The organism is Streptomyces sp. KL109B (assembly GCF_030766935.1).
Taxonomy (GTDB): Bacteria; Actinomycetota; Actinomycetes; order Streptomycetales; family Streptomycetaceae; genus Streptomyces.
Genome location: NZ_JASERL010000012.1, coordinates 56,394 through 76,332, shown reverse-complemented (window position 1 = coordinate 76,332; position 19,939 = coordinate 56,394). Strand labels below are relative to the sequence as shown.

The 19,939-nt window shown below is 73.3% G+C and carries 21 protein-coding genes; 13 read left to right on the top strand and 8 right to left on the bottom strand.

Annotation, left to right across the window (positions count from 1 at the left end; genetic code table 11):
• Positions 1–29 precede the first annotated feature (29 nt).
• From RBJ65_RS32435 to RBJ65_RS32420, 4 genes are all read left to right on the top strand, one after another.
• On the top strand, positions 30–443 hold the full coding sequence (locus RBJ65_RS32435) for a GNAT family N-acetyltransferase (protein WP_306320347.1): 414 nt from the start codon (positions 30–32) through the stop codon (positions 441–443).
• Positions 444–572: 129 nt separating this feature from the next.
• Complete coding sequence (locus RBJ65_RS32430; RefSeq protein WP_306320348.1) at positions 573–986, top strand: SseB family protein; 414 nt, start codon at positions 573–575, stop codon at positions 984–986.
• A gap of 13 nt (positions 987–999) precedes the next feature.
• Positions 1,000–1,731 carry a phosphoribosyltransferase gene (locus RBJ65_RS32425; protein WP_306320349.1) on the top strand — a complete coding sequence of 244 codons (732 nt, stop codon included), beginning with the start codon at positions 1,000–1,002 and terminating at the stop codon, positions 1,729–1,731.
• 64 nt (positions 1,732–1,795) lie between these two features.
• Entirely contained in the window at positions 1,796–2,422 is a 627-nt protein-coding gene (locus tag RBJ65_RS32420) for an NADPH-dependent F420 reductase (RefSeq protein WP_306320350.1), read from the top strand.
• Between the two features lie 22 nt (positions 2,423–2,444).
• On the opposite strand, the gene RBJ65_RS32415 is transcribed toward RBJ65_RS32420, so the two are convergent.
• Entirely contained in the window at positions 2,445–3,794 is a 1,350-nt protein-coding gene (locus RBJ65_RS32415; protein ID WP_306320351.1) for a hypothetical protein, read from the bottom strand.
• A gap of 113 nt (positions 3,795–3,907) precedes the next feature.
• Between RBJ65_RS32415 and RBJ65_RS32410 the strand changes: the two genes are divergently transcribed.
• Positions 3,908–5,140 carry a molybdopterin-dependent oxidoreductase gene (locus RBJ65_RS32410; RefSeq protein WP_306320352.1) on the top strand — a complete coding sequence of 411 codons (1,233 nt, stop codon included), beginning with the start codon at positions 3,908–3,910 and terminating at the stop codon, positions 5,138–5,140.
• A gap of 328 nt (positions 5,141–5,468) precedes the next feature.
• Here the strand turns inward: RBJ65_RS32410 and RBJ65_RS32405 are convergent, their stop codons facing one another.
• From RBJ65_RS32405 to RBJ65_RS32395, 3 genes are all read right to left on the bottom strand, one after another.
• Positions 5,469–6,230 carry a class I SAM-dependent methyltransferase gene (locus tag RBJ65_RS32405; RefSeq protein ID WP_306320366.1) on the bottom strand — a complete coding sequence of 254 codons (762 nt, stop codon included), beginning with the start codon at positions 6,228–6,230 and terminating at the stop codon, positions 5,469–5,471.
• Positions 6,231–6,354: 124 nt separating this feature from the next.
• Positions 6,355–6,993, bottom strand: coding sequence for a DUF2064 domain-containing protein (locus RBJ65_RS32400; protein WP_306322750.1), 639 nt, complete (start codon positions 6,991–6,993; stop codon positions 6,355–6,357).
• Positions 6,994–7,033: 40 nt separating this feature from the next.
• Complete coding sequence (locus RBJ65_RS32395) at positions 7,034–7,735, bottom strand: glycosyltransferase family 2 protein (RefSeq protein ID WP_306322751.1); 702 nt, start codon at positions 7,733–7,735, stop codon at positions 7,034–7,036.
• Positions 7,736–7,849: 114 nt separating this feature from the next.
• Here RBJ65_RS32395 and RBJ65_RS32390 point away from each other — a divergent pair, with 114 nt between their 5' ends.
• The 4 genes from RBJ65_RS32390 (at position 7,850) to RBJ65_RS32375 (ending at position 11,771) form a co-directional block, all read left to right on the top strand.
• Positions 7,850–8,608, top strand: coding sequence for a response regulator transcription factor (locus RBJ65_RS32390; RefSeq protein ID WP_306322752.1), 759 nt, complete (start codon positions 7,850–7,852; stop codon positions 8,606–8,608).
• A gap of 2 nt (positions 8,609–8,610) precedes the next feature.
• Positions 8,611–9,729 (top strand): sensor histidine kinase KdpD, encoded by a 1,119-nt coding sequence (locus tag RBJ65_RS32385; protein WP_306322854.1) that lies wholly within the window; start codon positions 8,611–8,613, stop codon positions 9,727–9,729.
• A gap of 180 nt (positions 9,730–9,909) precedes the next feature.
• On the top strand, positions 9,910–11,373 hold the full coding sequence (locus RBJ65_RS32380; protein ID WP_306322753.1) for a catalase: 1,464 nt from the start codon (positions 9,910–9,912) through the stop codon (positions 11,371–11,373).
• A gap of 56 nt (positions 11,374–11,429) precedes the next feature.
• A complete protein-coding gene (locus RBJ65_RS32375) occupies positions 11,430–11,771 on the top strand; it encodes an ankyrin repeat domain-containing protein (RefSeq protein WP_306322855.1) in 342 nt (113 codons plus the stop codon).
• Positions 11,772–11,780: 9 nt separating this feature from the next.
• On the opposite strand, the gene RBJ65_RS32370 is transcribed toward RBJ65_RS32375, so the two are convergent.
• Entirely contained in the window at positions 11,781–12,779 is a 999-nt protein-coding gene (locus RBJ65_RS32370; RefSeq protein ID WP_306322754.1) for an NAD(P)-dependent oxidoreductase, read from the bottom strand.
• Between the two features lie 257 nt (positions 12,780–13,036).
• Here RBJ65_RS32370 and RBJ65_RS32365 point away from each other — a divergent pair, with 257 nt between their 5' ends.
• Positions 13,037–14,773, top strand: coding sequence for a chloride channel protein (locus RBJ65_RS32365; RefSeq protein ID WP_306322856.1), 1,737 nt, complete (start codon positions 13,037–13,039; stop codon positions 14,771–14,773).
• On the opposite strand, the gene RBJ65_RS32360 is transcribed toward RBJ65_RS32365, so the two are convergent.
• The gene (locus tag RBJ65_RS32360; protein WP_306322755.1) at positions 14,770–15,354 is read right to left on the bottom strand and encodes a MarR family winged helix-turn-helix transcriptional regulator; all 585 of its coding nucleotides are present in this window, start codon (positions 15,352–15,354) and stop codon (positions 14,770–14,772) included. The two genes, RBJ65_RS32365 and RBJ65_RS32360, sit on opposite strands and share 4 nt — an antisense overlap.
• The gene (locus RBJ65_RS32355; RefSeq protein WP_306322756.1) at positions 15,347–16,033 is read right to left on the bottom strand and encodes a TetR/AcrR family transcriptional regulator; all 687 of its coding nucleotides are present in this window, start codon (positions 16,031–16,033) and stop codon (positions 15,347–15,349) included. The genes RBJ65_RS32360 and RBJ65_RS32355 overlap by 8 nt, the downstream gene beginning before the upstream one ends.
• 96 nt (positions 16,034–16,129) lie before the next feature.
• Here RBJ65_RS32355 and RBJ65_RS32350 point away from each other — a divergent pair, with 96 nt between their 5' ends.
• The 3 genes from RBJ65_RS32350 to RBJ65_RS32340 all read left to right on the top strand — a co-directional run bounded on the left by RBJ65_RS32350 (position 16,130) and on the right by RBJ65_RS32340 (position 19,688).
• Positions 16,130–17,299: an NAD(P)/FAD-dependent oxidoreductase gene (locus tag RBJ65_RS32350; protein WP_306322757.1), complete on the top strand. Its 1,170-nt coding sequence runs from the start codon at positions 16,130–16,132 to the stop codon at positions 17,297–17,299.
• A 46-nt stretch (positions 17,300–17,345) separates the two neighbouring features.
• Positions 17,346–17,852, top strand: coding sequence for a nitroreductase family deazaflavin-dependent oxidoreductase (locus RBJ65_RS32345; protein ID WP_306322758.1), 507 nt, complete (start codon positions 17,346–17,348; stop codon positions 17,850–17,852).
• A 189-nt stretch (positions 17,853–18,041) separates the two neighbouring features.
• A complete protein-coding gene (locus RBJ65_RS32340; protein WP_372341422.1) occupies positions 18,042–19,688 on the top strand; it encodes a hypothetical protein in 1,647 nt (548 codons plus the stop codon).
• Here RBJ65_RS32340 and RBJ65_RS32335 read toward each other — a convergent pair whose 3' ends face one another.
• Positions 19,689–19,937 carry a hypothetical protein gene (locus RBJ65_RS32335; RefSeq protein WP_306322760.1) on the bottom strand — a complete coding sequence of 83 codons (249 nt, stop codon included), beginning with the start codon at positions 19,935–19,937 and terminating at the stop codon, positions 19,689–19,691.
• Positions 19,938–19,939 lie beyond the last annotated feature (2 nt).

The following is a 19,939-nucleotide window of genomic DNA, read 5'->3' as shown; positions in this document are numbered from 1 at the left end:
CCACACAGCACGCCCGCAGGAGGCTCCGCATGCGCAGGAGAACGGGCGGGCTGTTCACCACTGGTGACGGAACGGTGGTGATGCTCGCCGAAGAGCGCCCCGGCGCCGACGGCCTGTGGCGGATCACCGCCCGCACCCAGGACGGCCGGCAGATCGCCGAGGTCAGCTTCCGGCTGTGCGCGGACTGCGCGGTCGGCCGGATCCAGGCGATCTGGGTGGACGAGGCGTGGCGCCGCGAGGGCATTGGACACGAGTTGCTGCGCGGCGCGATCGCCGTCGGCGACGGCTTCCGCTGGACCACCACACTGCAGTCGTCGATGGGGCGCCGCTTCTTCGTCGCCACGAGCGCGTCGGAGGGTGTCGAGCTGCTGCACGGCCGGCCGCTGTGCCCGCACATGATGGGGCGGTGGGGCCGCGCCTGGGCGAGACGGACGGCGGCCTGACCCGACCGCCGTCGCCTCCCGGTCACCGCCCCCGGACCTCCTCGGACCTCCCCGGACTCCCCTGGCATGGACCGGCGCCCCACGGGTACACGGGGCGCCACCCGTCCACAGACCAGAGGCGACTCGACCATGAACCTGAACGACATGAACGACATCCCGCAGAACGGCCCCTCCACCGCTCAACAGGCGCTCAGCGCCCTCAGCCTGAACACCGAGGACCAGGGCGCGCTCGACACGCTCGCCGAGTGCGAGGTCCTGGTGCCCGTGCCCGACGAGATGGCCGAGGAGCCGGATTCGGAATCCCCCTCGCTGTCCCTGCCGGTCATCGAGCAGCCCGGCGGCGAGCAGTTGGTGCCGCTGTTCACGTCGGAGCTGCGCATGTCGGAGCTGCTGCCGTTCATCTCGCGCTGCACACCCGTGCCGTTGGGCGCGCTCGCCGCGCGCTGGCCGACGGAGCTGTCCATGACGATCGACGCGGGTTCGCCCGACGCCCTGACGCTCAACGGCGAGGGCGTCAGGGAACTCCTCGGCCACCGCTCCTGAGCCGGAGTGCCCCGTGCCCTTTCGTGACCGCACCCACGCCGGCGAGGAACTCGCCCTGCGGATGCTGGAATGGGCCGACTCCAGGTCCGAGGCGGGCGGGCTCGTCGACCCGGTCGTGCTCGCGCTGCCGCGCGGCGGTGTCCCGGTGGCGGCGCCCGTCGCGCACGCGCTGCACGCGCGCCTCGACGTCCTGGTCGCCCGCAAGATCGGCGTGCCGGGCCGCCGCGAGACCGCGATCGGCGCCCTCGTCGGCGAGGAGCCCCCGCTGTTCGACCGGGCGGCCCTCGAACTCCTGGGCCTGAGCGAGGACCGGCTCGGCCCCGACGTCGCCGAGGCCCGCGACGAACTGCGCCGCCGCGAGCACCTGTACCGCTCCGACCGCCCCGCCCCTCGGGTCGAGGGCCGCACGGTGGTCCTGGTCGACGACGGCCTCGCCACCGGACTCACCGCCACCGTCGCCCTGCTCTCGCTACGCCGCCGGGGCCCGGCCCGCCTCGTCCTCGCGGCCCCCGTGGGCAGCCCGCACACCGTTGCGGACCTGCGCGGCCACGCCGACGACGTGCTCTGCCTCGACCAGCCGCCGCACTTCCACGCGGTGAGCGCCGGCTACGAACGGTTCCCGCAGGTCTCGGACACGGAGGTGATGGACGTACTGAACGCGTTCCACGCCCAGGAGGAGCGCCACGAACACCACGAACACCGCCAACACCACGAGCGCCACGAGAAGAGCGGGCGCGGCCACTGACCCCTCCCGCCGGGAGGCCACCGACCCTCCCACCAGGAGCCACTGACCCCACCAGGAGGCACCCATGCGCATCGGGATCATCGGAGCGGGACACATCGGTTCCACGCTGGCCGGGCACCTCGCCGGCATCGGGCACGACGTCGCCCTCGCCAACTCCCGCGACCCCGCCACCCTCAAGGACGTCGTCGCCGACATCCACGGCCCGGTCACCGCCGTGGACGCGGCGCAGGCCGCGCGCTTCGGGCAGGTGGTCGTGGTGTCGGTCCCCTTCGGCCGCATCTACGAACTGCCCACGGCCGAACTGCGCGACAAGGTCGTCGTCGACACCTGCAACTACGATCCCGAACGGGACGGCCACGACGCCGAGTTGGACACCGACGCCACCACGTCGAGCGAGAAGCTGCGCGGCATCACGGACGCGAACCTCGTGAAGGCGTTCAACGCGATCTTCTGGGAGAACCTGCGCGACCGCCGCGCCCCCAGGGGCAGCCCGGAGCGCCTCGCCATCCCGCTGTCCGGGGACGACGAGGAGGCCAAGGCCGTCGTGTCGGGCCTGATCCGCGACATCGGCTTCGACCCGGTCGACGCGGGTTACCTGGGCGGCGGCGGGCGCAGGCACCAGCCCGGAACACCGGTGTACGCCTCGGAGTTGTCGGCCCGCGACATGGACGCGTGGCTGCACGTGAGATGAGCGGCGCCGTCACGGGTCGCCGTCACCAGCCGGTGAGCAGCAGGTGGTTCACGAGCAGCGCGAGCAGCGCCTGCGCGGCGAGCCACGGCCGGGCCCGGGGCAGGAAGGCGCAGGCGGGGATCAGCCACAGGGCGAAGGGCAGCCAGATGCGCTCGGTCTCCGCCTTGCTCATGCCGGACAGGTCGGCGACGAGCAGGGCGAGCAGCGCGGCGGTCACCAGGAGCGCGAGCCGTCCCGCTCCCCCGCCCCGCTCCTGCGTCCGGACGAGCCGCCCCGCCGCCCGCCGCAGCCCCGCCACCGTCGCCGTGCCGACGACGAGGACGGTGCACGCGAGATTGGCCCACACCCAGTAGCCGTACGGCCGGATGCCGCCCGCGCCCTGGTAGTAGCGGGTGCTCAACAGGCGGTACGCCTCCCACCAGTCGAACCCCGCGAGCGTGAACGCGAGCGGCACGACGACCAGCCCGGCACCGAACAACCCCACCAACGCGACCGGCCGCTCCCGCACCCTCGCCCGCCCCAGGAACACCACGGCGAGCCCGATCACCGCGAACAGCGTCAGCCCGTACGAGAGATAGCAGACGAGCCCGAACAGCAGCCCCGACCCGGCGGCCCACCCGACCGATCTCCCGCTGACGGCGAGCGCGAGCAGCGCCACCGCCCACGCGGCGACGGCGGCGAAGTACGCGTCGGCCGATGCCCCCATCCACACCGCGCCGGGCACGAGGACGAGGAACGGGGCGGCGCCGCGCGCCAGTTCCTCCCCGGCGAGCGCCCGCACGGCGACGAGCACGGCCACCCCCGCCGTCGCCCCGACGACGACACACCACATGCCCGCCCAGGCCCCGCCGCCGAGTCCGATCCGGTCGAGGAGGACGAAGGTGAGCGGCGCGGCGGGCGGGTGTCCGGCGGTGTGGGCGGGCCAGTGGTCGGGCGAGTCGATGAGGATGTGCCGCGTGTAGTCGCGCAGGGTGGCCGGGATGTCGTGGAAGCGGTCGATGACCTGGAGGTACTCGTACTTGGTGGTGAGCCTCTTCGCGATGCCTCGGTGCCAGCCGTCGATGAGGGCGAGGGAGAGGATCCAGGCCGTGGCGGTGGCCCAGACGGCCGCGAGCAGTGCGCCCCACCGCAGGCGGGCCGCGAGCGGGGGCCCGTACGCCACGACGGCGGCGGCGACGGCGAGCGCGGCGGGCGTGCCGGGGCCGATGTGCGGGAGCCACTTCCCGTACAGGGGTGGGACGCCGACGTGCAAAGTGCCGTAGGTGTTCTCGATGTGGCGGCCGACGACCACGGCGGCGAGGACGAGGAGGAGCGCGGCCGCGGCGGCGTACAGGTCGCGGCGCGTGCCGCGGGGTTCGGTGCGGGGGGTCACAGGGGAACGCTAGGCCGAGAGGCGGTCGGTACTGCGCCGACCGGCCCTGATGTCAGCGTTTCGTCATGAGTCGCGCACCCCTTTGAGGCGCGGCGCCGCTCTACGGTCGAGGCATGCGCGACACTCCCGCCTCGCCCTCCTTCTGGCGCAGCCCGCTGCGCGGCCCGTGGTTCACCTCGGTCCTCGGCCTCGTCCTCCTCCTCGGCATCACCGTGCTGTTCGTGACGGGCCTCGTCTCGTACGCCGCGTACAACCCGGATCTGTCCCGGATCAACGACAAGACACCGGACAAGGGGCTGCTCGGCTTCTACCTCTTCGCGTGGCCGACGGACCCGCACTGGCTGTACCGGCTGACGCAGGGCGTCCATGTCACGCTCGGTGTCACGCTGATTCCCGTACTGCTGGCGAAGTTGTGGTCGGTGGTGCCGAAGCTGTTCGCGCTGCCGCCCGCCCGCTCGCTGACGCACGCGCTTGAACGTGTCTCGCTGCTGCTCCTGGTCGGCGGCGGGCTGTTCGAGTTCGTGACGGGTGTGCTGAACGTGCAGCTCGACTATCTCTTCCCCGGCTCGTTCTATCCGCTGCACTTCTACGGGGCGTGGGTGTTCTTCGCCGCGTTCGTGGCGCATGCCGTGCTGAAGGTGCCCGCGGCGGTGCGCAATGTGCGAAAGGCGCGGGAGGAGGGCGAGTTGGTGGCGTCGCGGCCGGATCCGCCGACGGTGTCGCGGCGGGGTGCGCTGTGGTTCGTGGGAGGTGGCTCGCTGCTGTTGTTCGGTACGACGGTGGGGCAGGGATTCGACGGTCCGCTGCGCCGCACCGCGCTGCTGGCCCCGCACGGCGGCGCCGATCCGGCTTCGGGACCGAACGGCTTCCAGATCAACAAGACGGCGGCCTACGCGGGGATCGACCGCGCGGAGACGGCCGAGGACGCGTGGCGGCTCGTCGTGGTCGGGCGGGCGGGGCGCACGGTGCGCCTCGGCCGCACCGAACTCACCCAACTCCCCCTGTACAGCTCGGCGTTGCCCATCGCGTGCGTGGAGGGCTGGTCGACGTCCGACCAGTGGTGGCGCGGCGTACGGCTGCGGGATCTGGCGGCGCTTGTGGACCTTCCGGCCGAGGGCGACGATCCGCCGGACGTGCTCGTCGAGTCGCTGCAACGGCGCGGCGCCTTCCGCCGCGCGGCGCTGCGCGGCAACCAGGTCGCCGACCCGCGCTCACTGCTCGCCCTGTACGTCAACGGGGAGCCGCTCTCCGCCGACCACGGCTATCCGGCGCGGGTGATCGTGCCCGCCGCGCCGGGTGTCCTCAACACCAAGTGGGTCGCCCGGCTCACCTTCGGAAAGGTGTGATCCGCATGGCGATCCCCGTACGCCGGATTCCTTTCGGCAGTCCTCTCCAACTCCTTTTGCTGCTCTGCTCGTTCGCGCTCGCCGGGTACGCGGGGGTGCGACTCCTTGCCGACGACTGGTTCGGCGTGGCGCTGTGGTTCGTGGGGGCGGCGCTCGTGCACGATCTGGTGCTGGTGCCGTTGTACGCGGGGGTGGACCGTCTCCTTGTGCGGGGGTGCGCGGCGGCGGGGCGGCGCGAGCGGGTGGGGTACGTGCGGGTGCCTGCCGCCCTGTCGGCGCTGCTGCTGCTCGTCTGGTTCCCGCTGATCGGCGGGGCGGTGGACGAGCGCTACCGGTCGGCGACGGGCCGCTCCGCCGAGGTGTACCTGGGCCATTGGCTGCTGGTCACGGCGGCGTTGTTCGCGGGGTCCGGGGTGCTGCTCGCGGTGCGGCTGCGCAGGGCGGCGAAGCTGCGGCCGCCCACGGACCACTGACCGGCGGGGCGCAGCCCGGCCCCGGCGGCGTACCGGAGCAGGGCGGGGAGTCCGAGGCGGGCCCAGGGGAAGGGGTGGTCGCCAGGGTGTCCCAGGTGTCCGGGTGAGTCGGTGACCTGGACGCTGGCGCGCTCGTCCACGTCGACGGGCGCGGCCTCCGCCATCAACAGGCCGCCCGGGGTGAGGAGTTGAGCGACCCGGGCGAGGAGGGTGTGCGGATCGCCGCCGATGCCGATGTTGCCGTCCATCAGGAGCACGGTGCCCCAACGGCCCTCGCCCGGCAGCGGGTCGAACACCGAGCGGCACAGGGCCTGACCGCCGAGGCCGCGGGTCTGTGCGACGGCGGTCTCGCTGACGTCGACGCCGAGTGCGGCGCGGCCCCGCGCGGCGAGTTCCGCGACGAGCCGTCCGGGCCCGCAGCCGACGTCGAGCACGGCGCCCTCGCAGCGGTCGAGCACCCGCCGGTCCACGGTGTCGGCCCGCGCGCACCAGCGTTCGACCTCCAGCGGCAGCAGCCAGCCGTCGGTGCGGCGCAGGAAGAGCGGGCCGCGGCCGGTGCGCAGGGCGGTGGAGTACGGGTCGGCGCTCGCCCAGGGGGCGGCGGGTGGGGCGCTCATCGGGGGGCCTTCGTCGTGCGGGCGGACAGGCGGGCGGCGGGCGGCCGGGGCGTGCCGGCGGTGGCGGGTGGCCGCCCGCCCGGGGGCGCTTCGACGCGCGGACACCGGGCGGTCGTGCGCGCGCTCACCGTCCGGCCCCCGCCGTACAGCGCGCGAGGCGCGCCGCGAACCGGCCGTGCGGGGCCTGCGCTGCCACGATCGCGGCGTCCGCCGCGGTGTCCACGTCGCGCAGTGGCGGCAACTCGCGTACGCGCAGGCCCGCTTCGACGAGCCGGGCGCGCTGCGCGGCGCCGGTGTGCGCCGTCGACATGGGGACGCCGCGCAGCAGTTCCGGGTCGGGAGCGGCCAGGCCGAGGGCCCAGAAGCCGCCGTCGAGCGCAGGGCCGAACCAGGCGTCGCAGTCCGCGAAGTCGACCGTGAGGAGGTCGGGGCGGACCTGCGGGGTGTCCATGCCGATGAGGAGCGCGGGCCCGGAGCACGCGGCGAAGGCGGCGGCGAGGCGCTCGTCGAGGCCGCCCGCGCACTGCGGGACGACCTCGAAGCCGGGCGGCAGCCAGGGGCCGGGGGCGCCGTCGAGGACGAGGACGCGGCGGGCGGCCGGGGTCGCGGCGACCGCGTCGAGGGTGTCGGCGAGCGCGGCCTCGGCGAGCCCCGCCGCGTCCTGCGGGGTGAACGGCGGGGTGAGGCGGGTCTTGACGCGGCCGGGGCGCGGCTCCTTGGCGATGACGAGGAGGTCGACCGGCGCGGTGCGGGGTGTGCTCACCGTGAACTCCCTTCCCGTACAGGGGTCGTGCGGGGTGCGCTCACCTCGAACTCCCTTCTCGTACGGGGGTCTCGTTGAGGACCCGGCTCATGTCGCGCACCGCGTGCCAGGTGCCGCGCCAGGTACCGGTCACCTTGGACGCGCCGGTGCGCGGCAGGTACGGCACGTCGTGCTCGGCGATCCGCCACCCGGCGTCGGCGGCGCGCACCACCATCTGGAGCGGGTAGCCGCTGCGCCGGTCGGTGAGGTCGAGGCCGAGCAGCGCGTCGCGCCGTGCGGCGCGCAGCGGTCCGAGGTCGTGCAGGCGAAGGCCGGTCCTGCGGCGCAGCATGCGGGCGAGCGCGAGGTTGCCCGCGCGGGCGTGGGACGGCCAGGCGCCACGGGCCGTGGGGCGGCGTCGGCCGAGCACCAAGTCGGCTTCTCCGCCGGCCACTTCGCGTACGAAGGGGACGAGCCGGCCGGGGTCGAGGGAGGCGTCGCAGTCGCAGAAGCACACGATGTCGGCGTCGGACGCGGTGAGCCCGGCGTGGCAGGCGGCGCCGAACCCGCGCCGCTCCTCGCGCACGACGCGGGCTCCCAGCGAGCGGGCGATGCCCGCGGACCCGTCGGTGGAGCCGTTGTCGACGACCAGGGCCCGCCAGTGCGGCGGGATCCTCTCCAGCACCCAGGGCAGGGCCTCGGCCTCGTTCAGACAGGGAAGGACCACGTCGACCGTGGTGGGTGGGCTTGTCACGGCTCTCACCCTACGAGCCGGATTCCGACATACCGGACACTGGTTCCTTACGAAACACGGACGTCGGCCGCCGTCGCCCGGTCGCGGCGTCACGCGGCCGCGACGTGGTGCGAGTCTGGACGTATGCAGCAGTCATACGAGCCCACGGGCGCGGACCAGGACGGCGGGGCGGCCCGCGTCCTGGTCGTCGACGACGACCCGACCGTCGCCGAGGTGGTGGCGGGTTATCTGGACCGGGCCGGGTATCGCGTGGACCGCGCCGACGACGGCCCCGCGGCGCTCGCCCGCGCCGCCGCGCACCGCCCGGACCTGGTGGTGCTCGACCTGATGCTGCCCGGCATGGACGGCCTTGAGGTGTGCCGCCGGATGCGTGCGCGCGGGCCCGTGCCGGTCATCATGCTGACGGCGCGCGGCGACGAGGACGACCGGATCCTCGGCCTGGAGGTCGGCGCGGACGACTATGTGACGAAGCCGTTCAGCCCGCGCGAGCTGGTGCTGCGCGTGGAGTCGGTGCTGCGCCGCGCCCGCCCCGCCACGGACCGGCAGCTCCCGCTGCACGCGGCGGGCCTCACCGTCGACCCGGCGGCGCGCACGGCCACCCGGAACGGCGCCGAACTCGCCCTCACGCTGCGCGAGTTCGACCTGTTGACGTACTTCCTGCGGCATCCGGGGCGGGCGTACAGCAGGGAGGATCTGATGCGGGAGGTGTGGGGCTGGGAGTTCGGCGATCTGTCGACGGTCACCGTCCACATCCGCCGGCTGCGCGGCAAGGTCGAGGCCGATCCGGCCCGGCCGCGCCTGATCCGGACGGTGTGGGGCGTGGGTTACCGCTTCGAGCCGGACGCGCGCGTCGAGCCCGCCGCGCGGGAGGACCGACCGTGACCGTGCGCGACACCCTCCTCATCGCCCTGTACGCGTTCGCGGGCGCCGCCGCCACGGGTCTCGCGGGGGCGGGGGCGCTGCGGCTGCTGCGGCGGCGTTCGCTCACCGCCTCGCTCGCCGTGGTCTCGACGGTCGGCGTCGTCGCGATGCTGGCGGGGACCCTCGCCGTGGCATGGGCGATGTTCCTGTCGCCGCACGACCTGACCGTGGTGACGCTCGTGGTCGCGATGGCGGCGGTCGTCTCGCTCGGCACCGCCCTCGTACTCGGCCGATGGGTGGTGGCGCGCAGCCGCGAACTGGCCGTGGCGGCCCGCTCGTTCGGGGACGGCGGCGACTTCGCGGCGCCCGCGGCCCCGGCCACCGCCGAACTGGAGGAGCTCAGCCGGGAGCTGGCGGCGACCAGCGCCAAGCTCGCGGCGTCCCGGGAGCGCGAGCGCGCCCTGGAGACCTCGCGGCGCGAGCTGGTCGCCTGGATCTCGCACGATCTGCGCACCCCGCTCGCGGGCCTGCGCGCGATGGCGGAGGCCCTGGAGGACGGGGTCGCAGCGGACCCGGACCGCTATCTGCGGCAGATGCGTACGGAGGTCGAGCGACTGGGCGGCATGGTGGGCGACCTCTTCGAGCTGTCCCGCATCCACGCGGGGGCGCTGCCGCTCGCCCCGGCGAGGCTCTCCCTGTACGACCTGGTCAGCGACGCGCTGGCGGGCGCGGACCCGCTCGCGCGCGAGCACGGGGTGCGGCTCGTCGGCGATGAGGTGGAGCCGCTGCCGGTGGAGGTGGACGGCAAGGAGATGAGCCGGGTCCTGGGCAATCTCCTGGTGAACGCGATCCGCCGCACCCCGGCGGACGGCACGGTCGCCGTCGCCGCGCACCGTTCGCCGGACGGCGTCGTGGTGTCGGTGTCGGACGGCTGCGGCGGCATCCCGGAGGACGACCTGCCGCGCGTCTTCGACACCGGCTGGCGCGGCAGCCACGCCCGTACGCCCCCGGCGGGCGCGGGCCTCGGACTCGCGATCGTGCGCGGAATCGTGGAGGCGCACGCGGGCCGTGCGACGGTCCGGAACATCCCCGGCGGCTGCCGATTCGAGGTGACGCTGCCGAACGCGCCCACACCCTCCTGATCTGCGGCGACGCGGGCCCGATCGCGCCGCCGCTCGCGCGCGCACCGGGTCCGCGTTCCAATGGACGTGATCGTGTCGGACGGAAAACGACGCCTGGATCCATGCTTGACTTAGACATAGTCCAAGTTAGGATCGGAATCACGATCCGATTCATCACTGATCGCACCGAAGGAGCCAGCCTTGCCCGAGAACAACCAGAAGCCGCTGACCACGGTTGCCGGTGCGCCGGTTCCCGACAACCAGAACTCGGTGACCGCGGGTCCCCGTGGGCCGATGCTGCTGCAGGACCTGTGGTTCCTGGAGAAGCTCGCCCACTTCGACCGCGAGGTCATCCCCGAGCGCCGTATGCACGCCAAGGGCTCCGGCGCGTTCGGCACGTTCACGGTCACGCACGACATCACGCGGTACACGAACGCGAAGATCTTCTCCGAGGTCGGCAAGAAGACCGACATGTTCGCCCGGTTCTCCACGGTCGCCGGCGAGCGCGGCGCCGCCGACGCCGAGCGCGACATCCGCGGTTTCGCCCTGAAGTTCTACACGGACGAGGGCAACTGGGACCTGGTCGGGAACAACACGCCGGTGTTCTTCTTCCGCGACCCGCTGAAGTTCCCGGACCTCAACCACGCGGTGAAGCGCGACCCGCGCACCAACCTCCGCGACCCCGAGAACAACTGGGACTTCTGGACCAACCTCCCGGAGGCCCTGCACCAGGTCACGATCATCATGTCGGAGCGCGGCATCCCGGCCTCGTACCGGCACATGCACGGCTTCGGCTCGCACACGTACAGCCTGGTCAACGCCGAGGGCGAGCGGTTCTGGGTGAAGTTCCACCACCGCACGCAGCAGGGCATCAAGAACCTCACGGACGCCGAGGCGGAGGCCCTGGTCGGCAAGGACCGCGAGTCCCACCAGCGCGACCTCTACGACTCGATCGAGAACGGCGACTTCCCGAAGTGGAAGCTGTTCATCCAGGTCATGCCGGAGGCCGACGCGGAGAACTACCGCTTCCACCCCTTCGACCTCACCAAGGTCTGGTCGAAGAAGGACTACCCGCTGATCGAGGTCGGCGAGTGGGAGCTCAACCGCAACCCCGACAACTACTTCGCGGACGTCGAGCAGGCCGCGTTCACGCCCGCGAACGTGGTACCGGGCATCAGCTTCTCGCCCGACAAGATGCTGCAGGGCCGGCTGTTCTCCTACGGTGACGCGCAGCGCTACCGGCTCGGCGTGAACCACCACCAGATCCCGGTCAACGCGCCGAAGAACCCCGTGAACTCCTACCACCGCGACGGCTCCATGCGCGTCGACGGCAACCAGGGGTCCACGCCGGGCATCGAGCCGAACTCGTACGGCCGCTGGCAGGAGCAGCCCGCCTACCGCGAGCCGAGCCAGGCCGTGGGCGCCGTCGCCGACCGGTTCGACTTCCGCGAGGACGACGACAACTACTTCGAGCAGCCCGGCAACCTGTTCCGGCTGATGAACCCCGAGCAGCAGCAGGCGCTGTTCGCGAACACGGCGCGCGCGATCAACGGCGCGTCCCAGGCGACCGTCGAGCGGCACATCGCCAACTGCACGCAGGCCGACCCGGCCTACGGCGAGGGCGTCCGCAAGGCGGTCGAGGCCCTGGCGGCGGGAGAGCTCTGAGCGTGAGCGGGAGCGCCCTGACGCCCGAGCAGACGGAGCGTGTCCTCGCCCTCGCCATGGATCTGGCGCGGGCGGGCCGCTCCGCCGAGCTCGTCGAGTTCGTGGACCACGGGCTCCCCGTGGACGCGGCCGACGCGCAGGCCAACACCCTGCTGATGCTGGCCGCCTACCACGGTCACGCCGACACGGTCCGGACCCTGCTCCGCCTCGGCGCCGACCCGGACCTGCGCAACGCCCGCGACCAGTCCCCGCTCGCGGGGGCCCTGTTCAAGGGCGAGGACGGCGTGGTGGCGGTGCTCATCGAAGCGGGCGCCGACCTCGACGCCGGCACCCCGACGGCGCGCGCCGCGGCCACCCTGTTCGGCCGCGAGCACCTGCTGGCCGACCGGGCCGGCTGAGGGCCGGGGTCACCGCCGCATCGCGGCCCGCGCGAACTCCCGTACGCCGTCGTCGAACTGCACCTCCGGCTTCCAGCCGAGCTCGGCGCGGAGCCGCGCCGAGTCCGCCGTGATGTGCCGGACGTCGCCGAGCCGGTACTCCCCCGTCACGACGGGTTCGGGCCCGCCGTACGCCGCCGCGAGCGCGTGCGCCAGCTCGCCGACGGTGTGCGGGGTGCCGCTGCCCGCGTTGTAGGCGCGCAGCGCGCCCGGCTCGGCGTCGACCTCAAGCGCCACCGCGTTGACCTCGGCGACATCGCGTACGTGCACGAAGTCGCGGCGCTGGCGGCCGTCCTCGAAGACCCGGGGTGCCTCGCCGCGGGCGAGCGCCGAGCGGAAGAAGGAGGCGACGCCGGCGTACGGGGTGTCGCGGGGCATCCGCGGTCCGTACACGTTGTGGTAGCGCAGCGACACCGCCGTACCGCCGCTCGCGCGCGCCCAGGCGGCGGCGAGGTGCTCCTGCGCGAGCTTGGTCGCGGCGTACACGTTGCGCGGGTCGGCGGGGGCGTCCTCGCCGACGAGCCCCGGCTCCAACTCGGCGGCGCAGCGCGGGCACGTGGGCTCGAAGCGGCCCGCGTCCAGATCGGCGACGGCGCGCGGCCCCGGCCGTACGTCGCCGTGCCGGGGACAGGCGTAGCGCCCCTCGCCGTAGACGACCATCGACCCGGCGAGCACGAGCCGCCGCACTCCGGCGTCGGCCATCGCGGCGAGCAGCACGGCCGTCCCGAGGTCGTTGCGGGAGACGTACTCGGCCGCGTCCGCGACCCCGTCGCCGAGCCCGACCATCGCCGCCTGATGACACACGGCGTCCACGCCCGCCAGCGCGCGGGCGACCGCCTCCGGATCCCGCACGTCGGCGCCGGGGTCTTCCCGCGCGTCGAACACCACGGGTTCATGCCCGCGCGCGGCCAGCGCCTCGACGACATGGGACCCGATGAACCCGGCACCGCCGGTAACCAGAACTCGCATGCCGCCACGCTAGGGTCCCCGGCCCCGCGCACCACGCCACCGGGCCGATGCGTCACGACTCCGTAAGACCCCTCCCGCCCGACGCATGCCCCCTCCCGCTCGCCCCCTTGACACGTTTTGCATAATGCAAAGGTCAGAGTCTTGCACGGTGCAAAAGTAAGGTAGGGAAAAGAGTGAGCGGCACAGGAGGCGCCCTGCGGGCGCCGCGCCCGACGCTGGGCGCAAGGCGCCCGATGCTGGGCGGCCGGGGTTCGACGATGATGCTCGCGGTGCTCGTCGGCGCGGGGGCGGGCCTCGGCTCGATCGTCTTCCGCTGGTGCATCCAGACGTTCACGCGGCTGCTGTCGGGACACACCGACTACGCGGCGGCCCCCGGCAGCGCCAATCCGCACGTGCCCTGGCTCGGCCCCTTCTTCGTCGTCGTGGCTCCCGTGGTCGGCGGTCTCCTGTACGGCCCGCTGGTCAACCGGTTCGCCAAGGAGGCGCGCGGGCACGGGGTCCCGGAGGTGATGCTCGCGGTCGCCAAGCGCGGCGGCCGGATCAGCCCGAAGGTCGCCGTGGTGAAGACGCTGGCGTCGGCGCTGACCATCGGCTCGGGCGGTTCGGTGGGCCGGGAGGGGCCGATCGTGCAGATCGGTTCGGCGCTCGGTTCGACGCTCGGCCGGATCACCGGCCTGACCGAGGAGCGGCTGAAGCTGCTCGTGGCGTGCGGCGCTGCGGGCGGCATCGCGGCGACCTTCAACGCGCCGCTCGCGGGCGTGTTCTTCGCGATGGAGCTCATCCTGCGGGCCTTCACCGTCGAGGCGTTCGGCGCGACGGTCCTGGCCAGCGTCACCGCGAGCGTGATCGGCCGGGCCGCGTTCGGCGACGTGGCGTTCCTCAACCTGCCCGACTTCCCGGTCCAACACCTGGGCCAGTACGCCCTGTTCGCGGTCCTCGGGGTCGTCGCGGGCGCGGTCGGCGTCGGCTTCTCCCGCGTCCTGTACGCGATCGAGGACGCCTGCGACTGGCTGTGGCGCGGCCCCGAGTGGCTGCGCCCGGCGGTCGGTGGCCTGGCGCTCGGACTCGTCCTGCTGGCGCTTCCCGAGATGTACGGGGTCGGGTACCCGGTCCTGGAGAAGGCGACGGAGGGCGGGTACGCCATCGGGTTCCTGCTGCTCCTGCTCGTCGGCAAGATGATCGCGACGAGCCTGACCATCGGGATCGGCGGCTCCGGCGGGGTGTTCGCGCCGAGCCTGTTCATCGGGGCGATGCTGGGCGCCGCGTTCGGCGCCGTCGCGCACGGCCTGCTGCCCGGTACGGCGGGGCCCGTCGGCGCGTACGCGCTCATCGGCATGGGCGCCGTCTTCGCGGGCTCGTCCCGGGCCCCGATCACCGCCGTGGTGATCCTCTTCGAGCTGACCGGCGAGTACTCGATCATCCTGCCGCTGATGCTGGCGATCGTGCTGGCCACCGCCATCAGCCGGCTCCTCACGCGGGACACCATCTACACGCTCAAGCTGCGCCGCCGCGGCATCGACCTGGACGGCCCCGCGCCGGACGCTCCGCTGGGCGGTCAACTGGTCGCCGACGTCCTGGAACCGCTCCCCACTCCGCTGCCCGCACCCCTTGAACTCGCCGACGCCGCCGACCAGTTGAGCCGCTCGGGCCACGGCGCCCTGCCGGTGCGCGACGGGAACGGCGCCCACCTCGGCGTAGTGACGGCGCAGGCCGTGGCCGAGGCGCTGGCGGAGCAGCCGGACGGCGCGCCCGCCACCGTGGGCGAACTCACCCTGCACACGCCAAGCGTGACCACGGACCAGCCGCTCGCGACGGCGCTGCACACCCTGCTCGCGGCGCCAGGGACGGGTCTTCCGGTGCTGGCCGCGGGGGCGGACGGGCCGGTGGGGTGGCTCAGCCACCAAGGGGCGCTGCGGGCCCTGCACCATCCGGAGCCGGACGCGGCCGGGGACCCGGCACCGCTTCCACCGCCCGCACAGGCACAGCCCGCCTAGTTGGGGCCCACGGACCCCGTCGGCAGGTCGGCCCAGCCCAGTGGATGCAGGGTCGGGTCGGGGGTGCCGGGCGCCGAGGGCTCGCCGCCCGCCTCGTTGAACGCGTCCAGCGCGCCGATCAGCGAGGCCCGCTGCTCCGGGGCGAGACGCCGCACGATCCCCGCGATGTCCTGGCGGCGCCGCGCCGTCACGTTCTCCACGGTGCGGCGGCCCTCGTCGGTCAACTGCAGGAGCGTCTCCCGGCGGTTGGCGGGGTTGGCGCGGCGGTCGGCGAGGCCCGCCGCGATGAGCCGGTCCACCATCCGCATCGCCGTCGACGGCGCCACGCCCAACTGCTCGGCGAGCGTGACGAGTTTGGTGGCGCCGCGCGTCGACAGCACCACCAGCATGCGGAACTGAGCCAGCGTCACCCGGTCCTCCACCTCGGCGAGCGACCGGGCCGAGACCGCGACGAGGAGTCGCGACGCGGTGAGCACCGCGCGAGTCACCGCGTCGACGTCGGCATCCCCGTACCCGTACTCGTCCCCGTCCTCGTCCCCGCCCTCGCCTTCGGTCGGGCCCCCGTTCCCGCGCTCAGCCATGCGCCCTCCTCGCCGTGTCGATGCCCGCCAGAATCAGGTCGATCCCGGCGAGGAACTGCGCGCGGTCGTCGTGCTCGGACAACTCCGCCGCCACCTGACGCAGGAACGGATAGCGCGCGGCGTCGAGTTCCGCCCACCGCGCGCCGATCCCGCCGAGGAACGCCGAGCGGTCGCTCGCGCCCGGGAGCACGAGGCGGGCGTTCGCGGAGTTCTGCGCGGCGGCCCCCAGTACGTAATTCAGCAGCGCGGAGGCGGAGTTGAACTGCTCGGCCGTGGGAACGCCCAGCTCCCGCAGCCGACCGCCGAGCCCTTCGAAGATCTGCAGCAGCGCGGAACCCCACGGCTCGCGGGAGAGCTGCGTGCCCACCCAGGGGTGCGCGTCGATCGCGTCGAAGACGCCGAGCGCGAGCAGCCGGATCCCCTCGCGCGGCTCGGCTCCCCGGGCCACGTCCGTCACGACCTGCGTGATGACACCGTCGGCGGCCGTCGCGAGCAGCTCGTCCTTGTTCGCGACGTGCCAGTAGATCGCTCCGGCGCCGGTCGCGAGGCGCGCCGCGAGCGCGCGGAAGGTCAGCCCCTTCTCGCCTTCGGTGTCGAGGATCCCGATCGCCGCCTCGACGATCCGCCCCTTGGAGAGCGCGTCGCCGCGCCGCTCGGTGCGCTGTGCCCTGGTCGCCATGGGTCCCATTTTGACATGACTGGAACGTTGTTCCAAACTGGTTCTGGAACAACGTTCCAGCAGCACTGACAGTAGCACTGGTAAAGGAGCAAGACCATGAAGACCACCACGAAGACCACCACCCCCATCACCATCGTCGGCGCGGGCCTCGGCGGGCTCGTCCTCGCCCGCGTCCTGCACGTCCACGGCATTCCCGCGACCGTCTACGAAGCCGACCCCTCGCCGGACTCCCGCACCCAGGGCGGCCAGCTCGACATACACGAGGCCGACGGGCAGGCCGCGCTCGCGGCGGCGGGTCTCACCGAGGAATTCCGCGCGATCATCCACGAGGGCGCCGAGGCGCTGCGCGTACTCGACCAGCACGGCGAGGTGCTGCTCGACGAGCCCGACGACGGCGACGAGAAGCGCCCCGAGGTGCTCCGCGGCGACCTGCGCCGGATCCTGCTCGACTCGCTGCCCGAGGGCACCGTCCAGTGGGGACACAAGATCACCGGCGTCCGTACGCTCGGCGAGGGCCGCCACGAGCTGGCCTTCGCCGACGGTTCGACCGTGACCACGGGCCTGCTCGTCGGCGCCGACGGCGCCTGGTCGAAGGTGCGCCCGCTCGTCTCCGACGCCACACCCGCGTACACCGGCACCACGTTCGTCGAGACCTACCTGCACGACGTCGACGAGCGGCACGCGGCGACCGCCGAGGCGGTCGGCTCCGGCGCCATGCTCGCCCCGTCCCCCGGCAAGGGCATCAACGCGCACCGCGAGGCCGGCGGGATCATCCACACGTACGTCCAACTGACCCGCCCCGCCGACTGGTTCGCCGCCATCGACTTCGCGGACGCGGACGCGGCGAAGGCCCGTGTCGTGGCCGAGTTCGACGGGTGGGCGCCCGAGCTGACGGCGCTGATCACGGACGGCGGGTCCGCCCCGGTCGCGCGCCCGGTCCACACGCTGCCCGACGGGCACCGCTGGGACCGGGTGCCGGGAGTGACGCTGCTGGGCGACGCCGCGCACCTGATGCCGCCGTCCGGCGACGGCGCCAACCTGGCCATGTTCGACGGCGCCGAACTCGGCAGGCTCATCGCCGCGCACCCGGGCGACATCGAGGCCGCGCTCACCGCGTACGAGACGGCGATGTTCGCCCGCACCTCCGGGTTCTACGAGGACGCGCGTGACATCTTGGACCTCTGCCTCGGTGACCGTGCGCCGTACGGGCTCGTTGACTTCTTCACCGGCGCGCGCGAGGCGGAGCGGACCCCGACGAGGGCGTGACCCGGCACCGGCCAACAGTCCCGCAGCCCAGCGAAAGGCGCCGACGATGCCCCTCCCCCGCACCCCCGAAGGACGTCCGGCGCTGCCCACCGGCCTCCAGCGCCGGCTTGCCCGCCTCCCCATCGGCCTGTACCGCGCGGGCCTCGGCCCATTGCTCGGCAAGCGGCTCCTGCTGCTGCACCACAAGGGCCGCGTGTCGGGCCGGCACCGGCGCGTGGTCCTGGAGGTCGTCGCGCACGACCAGGAGCAGGGCACCTGGACGGTCGCCTCCGGCTTCGGCCCCAAGTCCGCCTGGTACCAGAACCTCAGGAACACCCCGCGCACCCTGATCCAGCACGGCTCCCACCGGTATCTCGTCGACGCGCACTTCCTCACGCCCGAGGAGGGCGCCGAGGTCATGGCGCGCTACGCCCCCGAACACCCGCGCGCCGCCCGCACGCTGTGCTCCTTCATGGGCTTCGACACCGACGGCGGCGAGGAGTCCTTCCGGGCGGCAGGGCGACAGATTCCCTTCGTACGCCTGGAGCGGGTGGACGACGCCCGGCGGTCGTAGCCCGTCCACCGCGCGTACGTCGGCAGGGCCCATGGTGCGACGCCGAGCGCGGCGGGACAATTGCCGGATCTGCCCCTCGCCGGGACGGACCCGGCACACTCGCCGAAGGTGGCGCCCGTGAGCGACGACGGCTGCAACGACGGCTACGGCAACGGCTTCGACAACGGCTTCGACAACGGTTATTACGACCTGGGAACGTTCCACCGCGAGATCACCACCGGCTCCCCCGAGGCCCAACTCTGGTTCGACCGCGGCCTGGTGTGGGTGTACGCCTTCCACCACGAGGAGGCCGTCGCCTGTTTCGAGCGGGCCGTCGAGGCCGACGCGGACTGCGCGATGGCGCACTGGGGGCTCGCCTACGCCCTGGGCCCGAACTACAACAAGCAGTGGGAGGCGTTCGACGAACTGGACCTGGTGTCGACCGTCGAGCGCACGCACCACGCGGTGCGGCGCGCCACGCTCGCCGCGGCGCGCGCCACCGCGCCCGAGCAGGCGCTGATCGACGCCCTCAAGTCCCGCTACCCGTCGGCCGCTCCGGCCCCCGACCAGTCGGTGTGGAACGAGGAGTACGCGCAGGCCATGGGCAAGGTCTACGCGAACCACCGGGACGATCCCGACGTGGCGACCCTGTACGCCGACGCCCTGATGAACCTGACGCCGTGGGCCCTGTGGGACCTGCCGTCCGGCCGCCCCGCCGACGGCGCCCGCACGGTGGAGGCGCGGGAGGCCCTGGAGCGCGCGCTCGCCCGCCCCGACGGCCGCGACCACCCCGGCCTGCTGCACCTCTACATCCACCTCATGGAGATGTCCCCGACTCCGGAGCAGGCCCTGCCGGTCGCCGACCGGCTCCGGGGCCTGGTCCCGGACGCGGGCCACCTCCACCACATGCCCACGCACATCGACGTGCTGTGCGGCGACTACCGGCGCACCATCGCGGCCAACACCCGCGCCATGAAGGCGGACGAGTTGGCGCTCGCGCGCGGCGGCGCGATGAACTTCTACACGCTGTACCGCTGCCACAACCTCCACTTCCGGCTCTACGCCGCGATGTTCGCGGGCCAGTCCGAGGTGGCGTTCGACTCCGTGGACCGCCTTGAGGCGGCGGTGCCCGAGGACCTGCTGCGCGTCGAGTCCCCGCCGATGGCGGACTGGCTGGAGGGCTTCCTTGGCATGCGGGTGCACGCCCTGGTCCGCTTCGGCCGCTGGCAGGACCTCGTCGATCTGCCGCTGCCCCGCGACCCCGACCTCTACCGCGTGACGACGGCGATGCTCCACTACGGCAAGGGCGTCGCCCTCGCCGCGACCGGCCGCACCCGGGAGGCGGCGGCCGAACGCGAACGCTTCACGTCGGCATGCGAGCGCGCACCGGAATCCCGCACCATCTACAACAACACGTGCCGCGACCTCCTCGCCATCGCCGCCGCCATGCTCGACGGCGAACTCGCCTACCGCACGGGCGACTTCGACCGCGCCTTCGCCGACCTGCGCCGCGCCATTCACCTGGACGACTCCCTCCCCTACGACGAGCCGTGGGGCTGGATGCAGCCGACCCGGCACGCGTACGGGGCGCTGCTCCTGGAACAGGGCAGGGTCGCGGAGGCCGCCGACGTCTACGCCGCCGACCTGGGCCTCGACGACACCCTGCCGCGCTCCCTGCGACACCCGAACAACGTGTGGGCGCTGCACGGCTACCACGAGTGCCTGCTCCGCCTCGGGCGCGCCGCCGAGGCCCGGATCATCGCCCCGCAACTGACGACGGCCCTGGCGGTGACGGACGTCCCGGTGCGCTCGTCGTGCCACTGCCGCCTGGAGACAACGACCGCGACCGGCCGCTGATCAGTCCTGCTCCTCCAACAGGCAGAATCCACCGCCCCGGCAATCGGCACACACCTCCTCCCCCGCGCCGCCGCGCCTCCCGCTGCCGTGACAGGCCCCGCACAGCCCGTCGTGCCACGTCGTCCCGTCCAACGCGTAGTGCGGGCGCGGATAGTGCGTGTCGGCCAGCACGCACTCCACCCGCGTGTCCGGGTGCCGTCGCACACACAGGTCCCGTCCGGGCTGCCGACGCCGAGGCTGCTCACTCATGA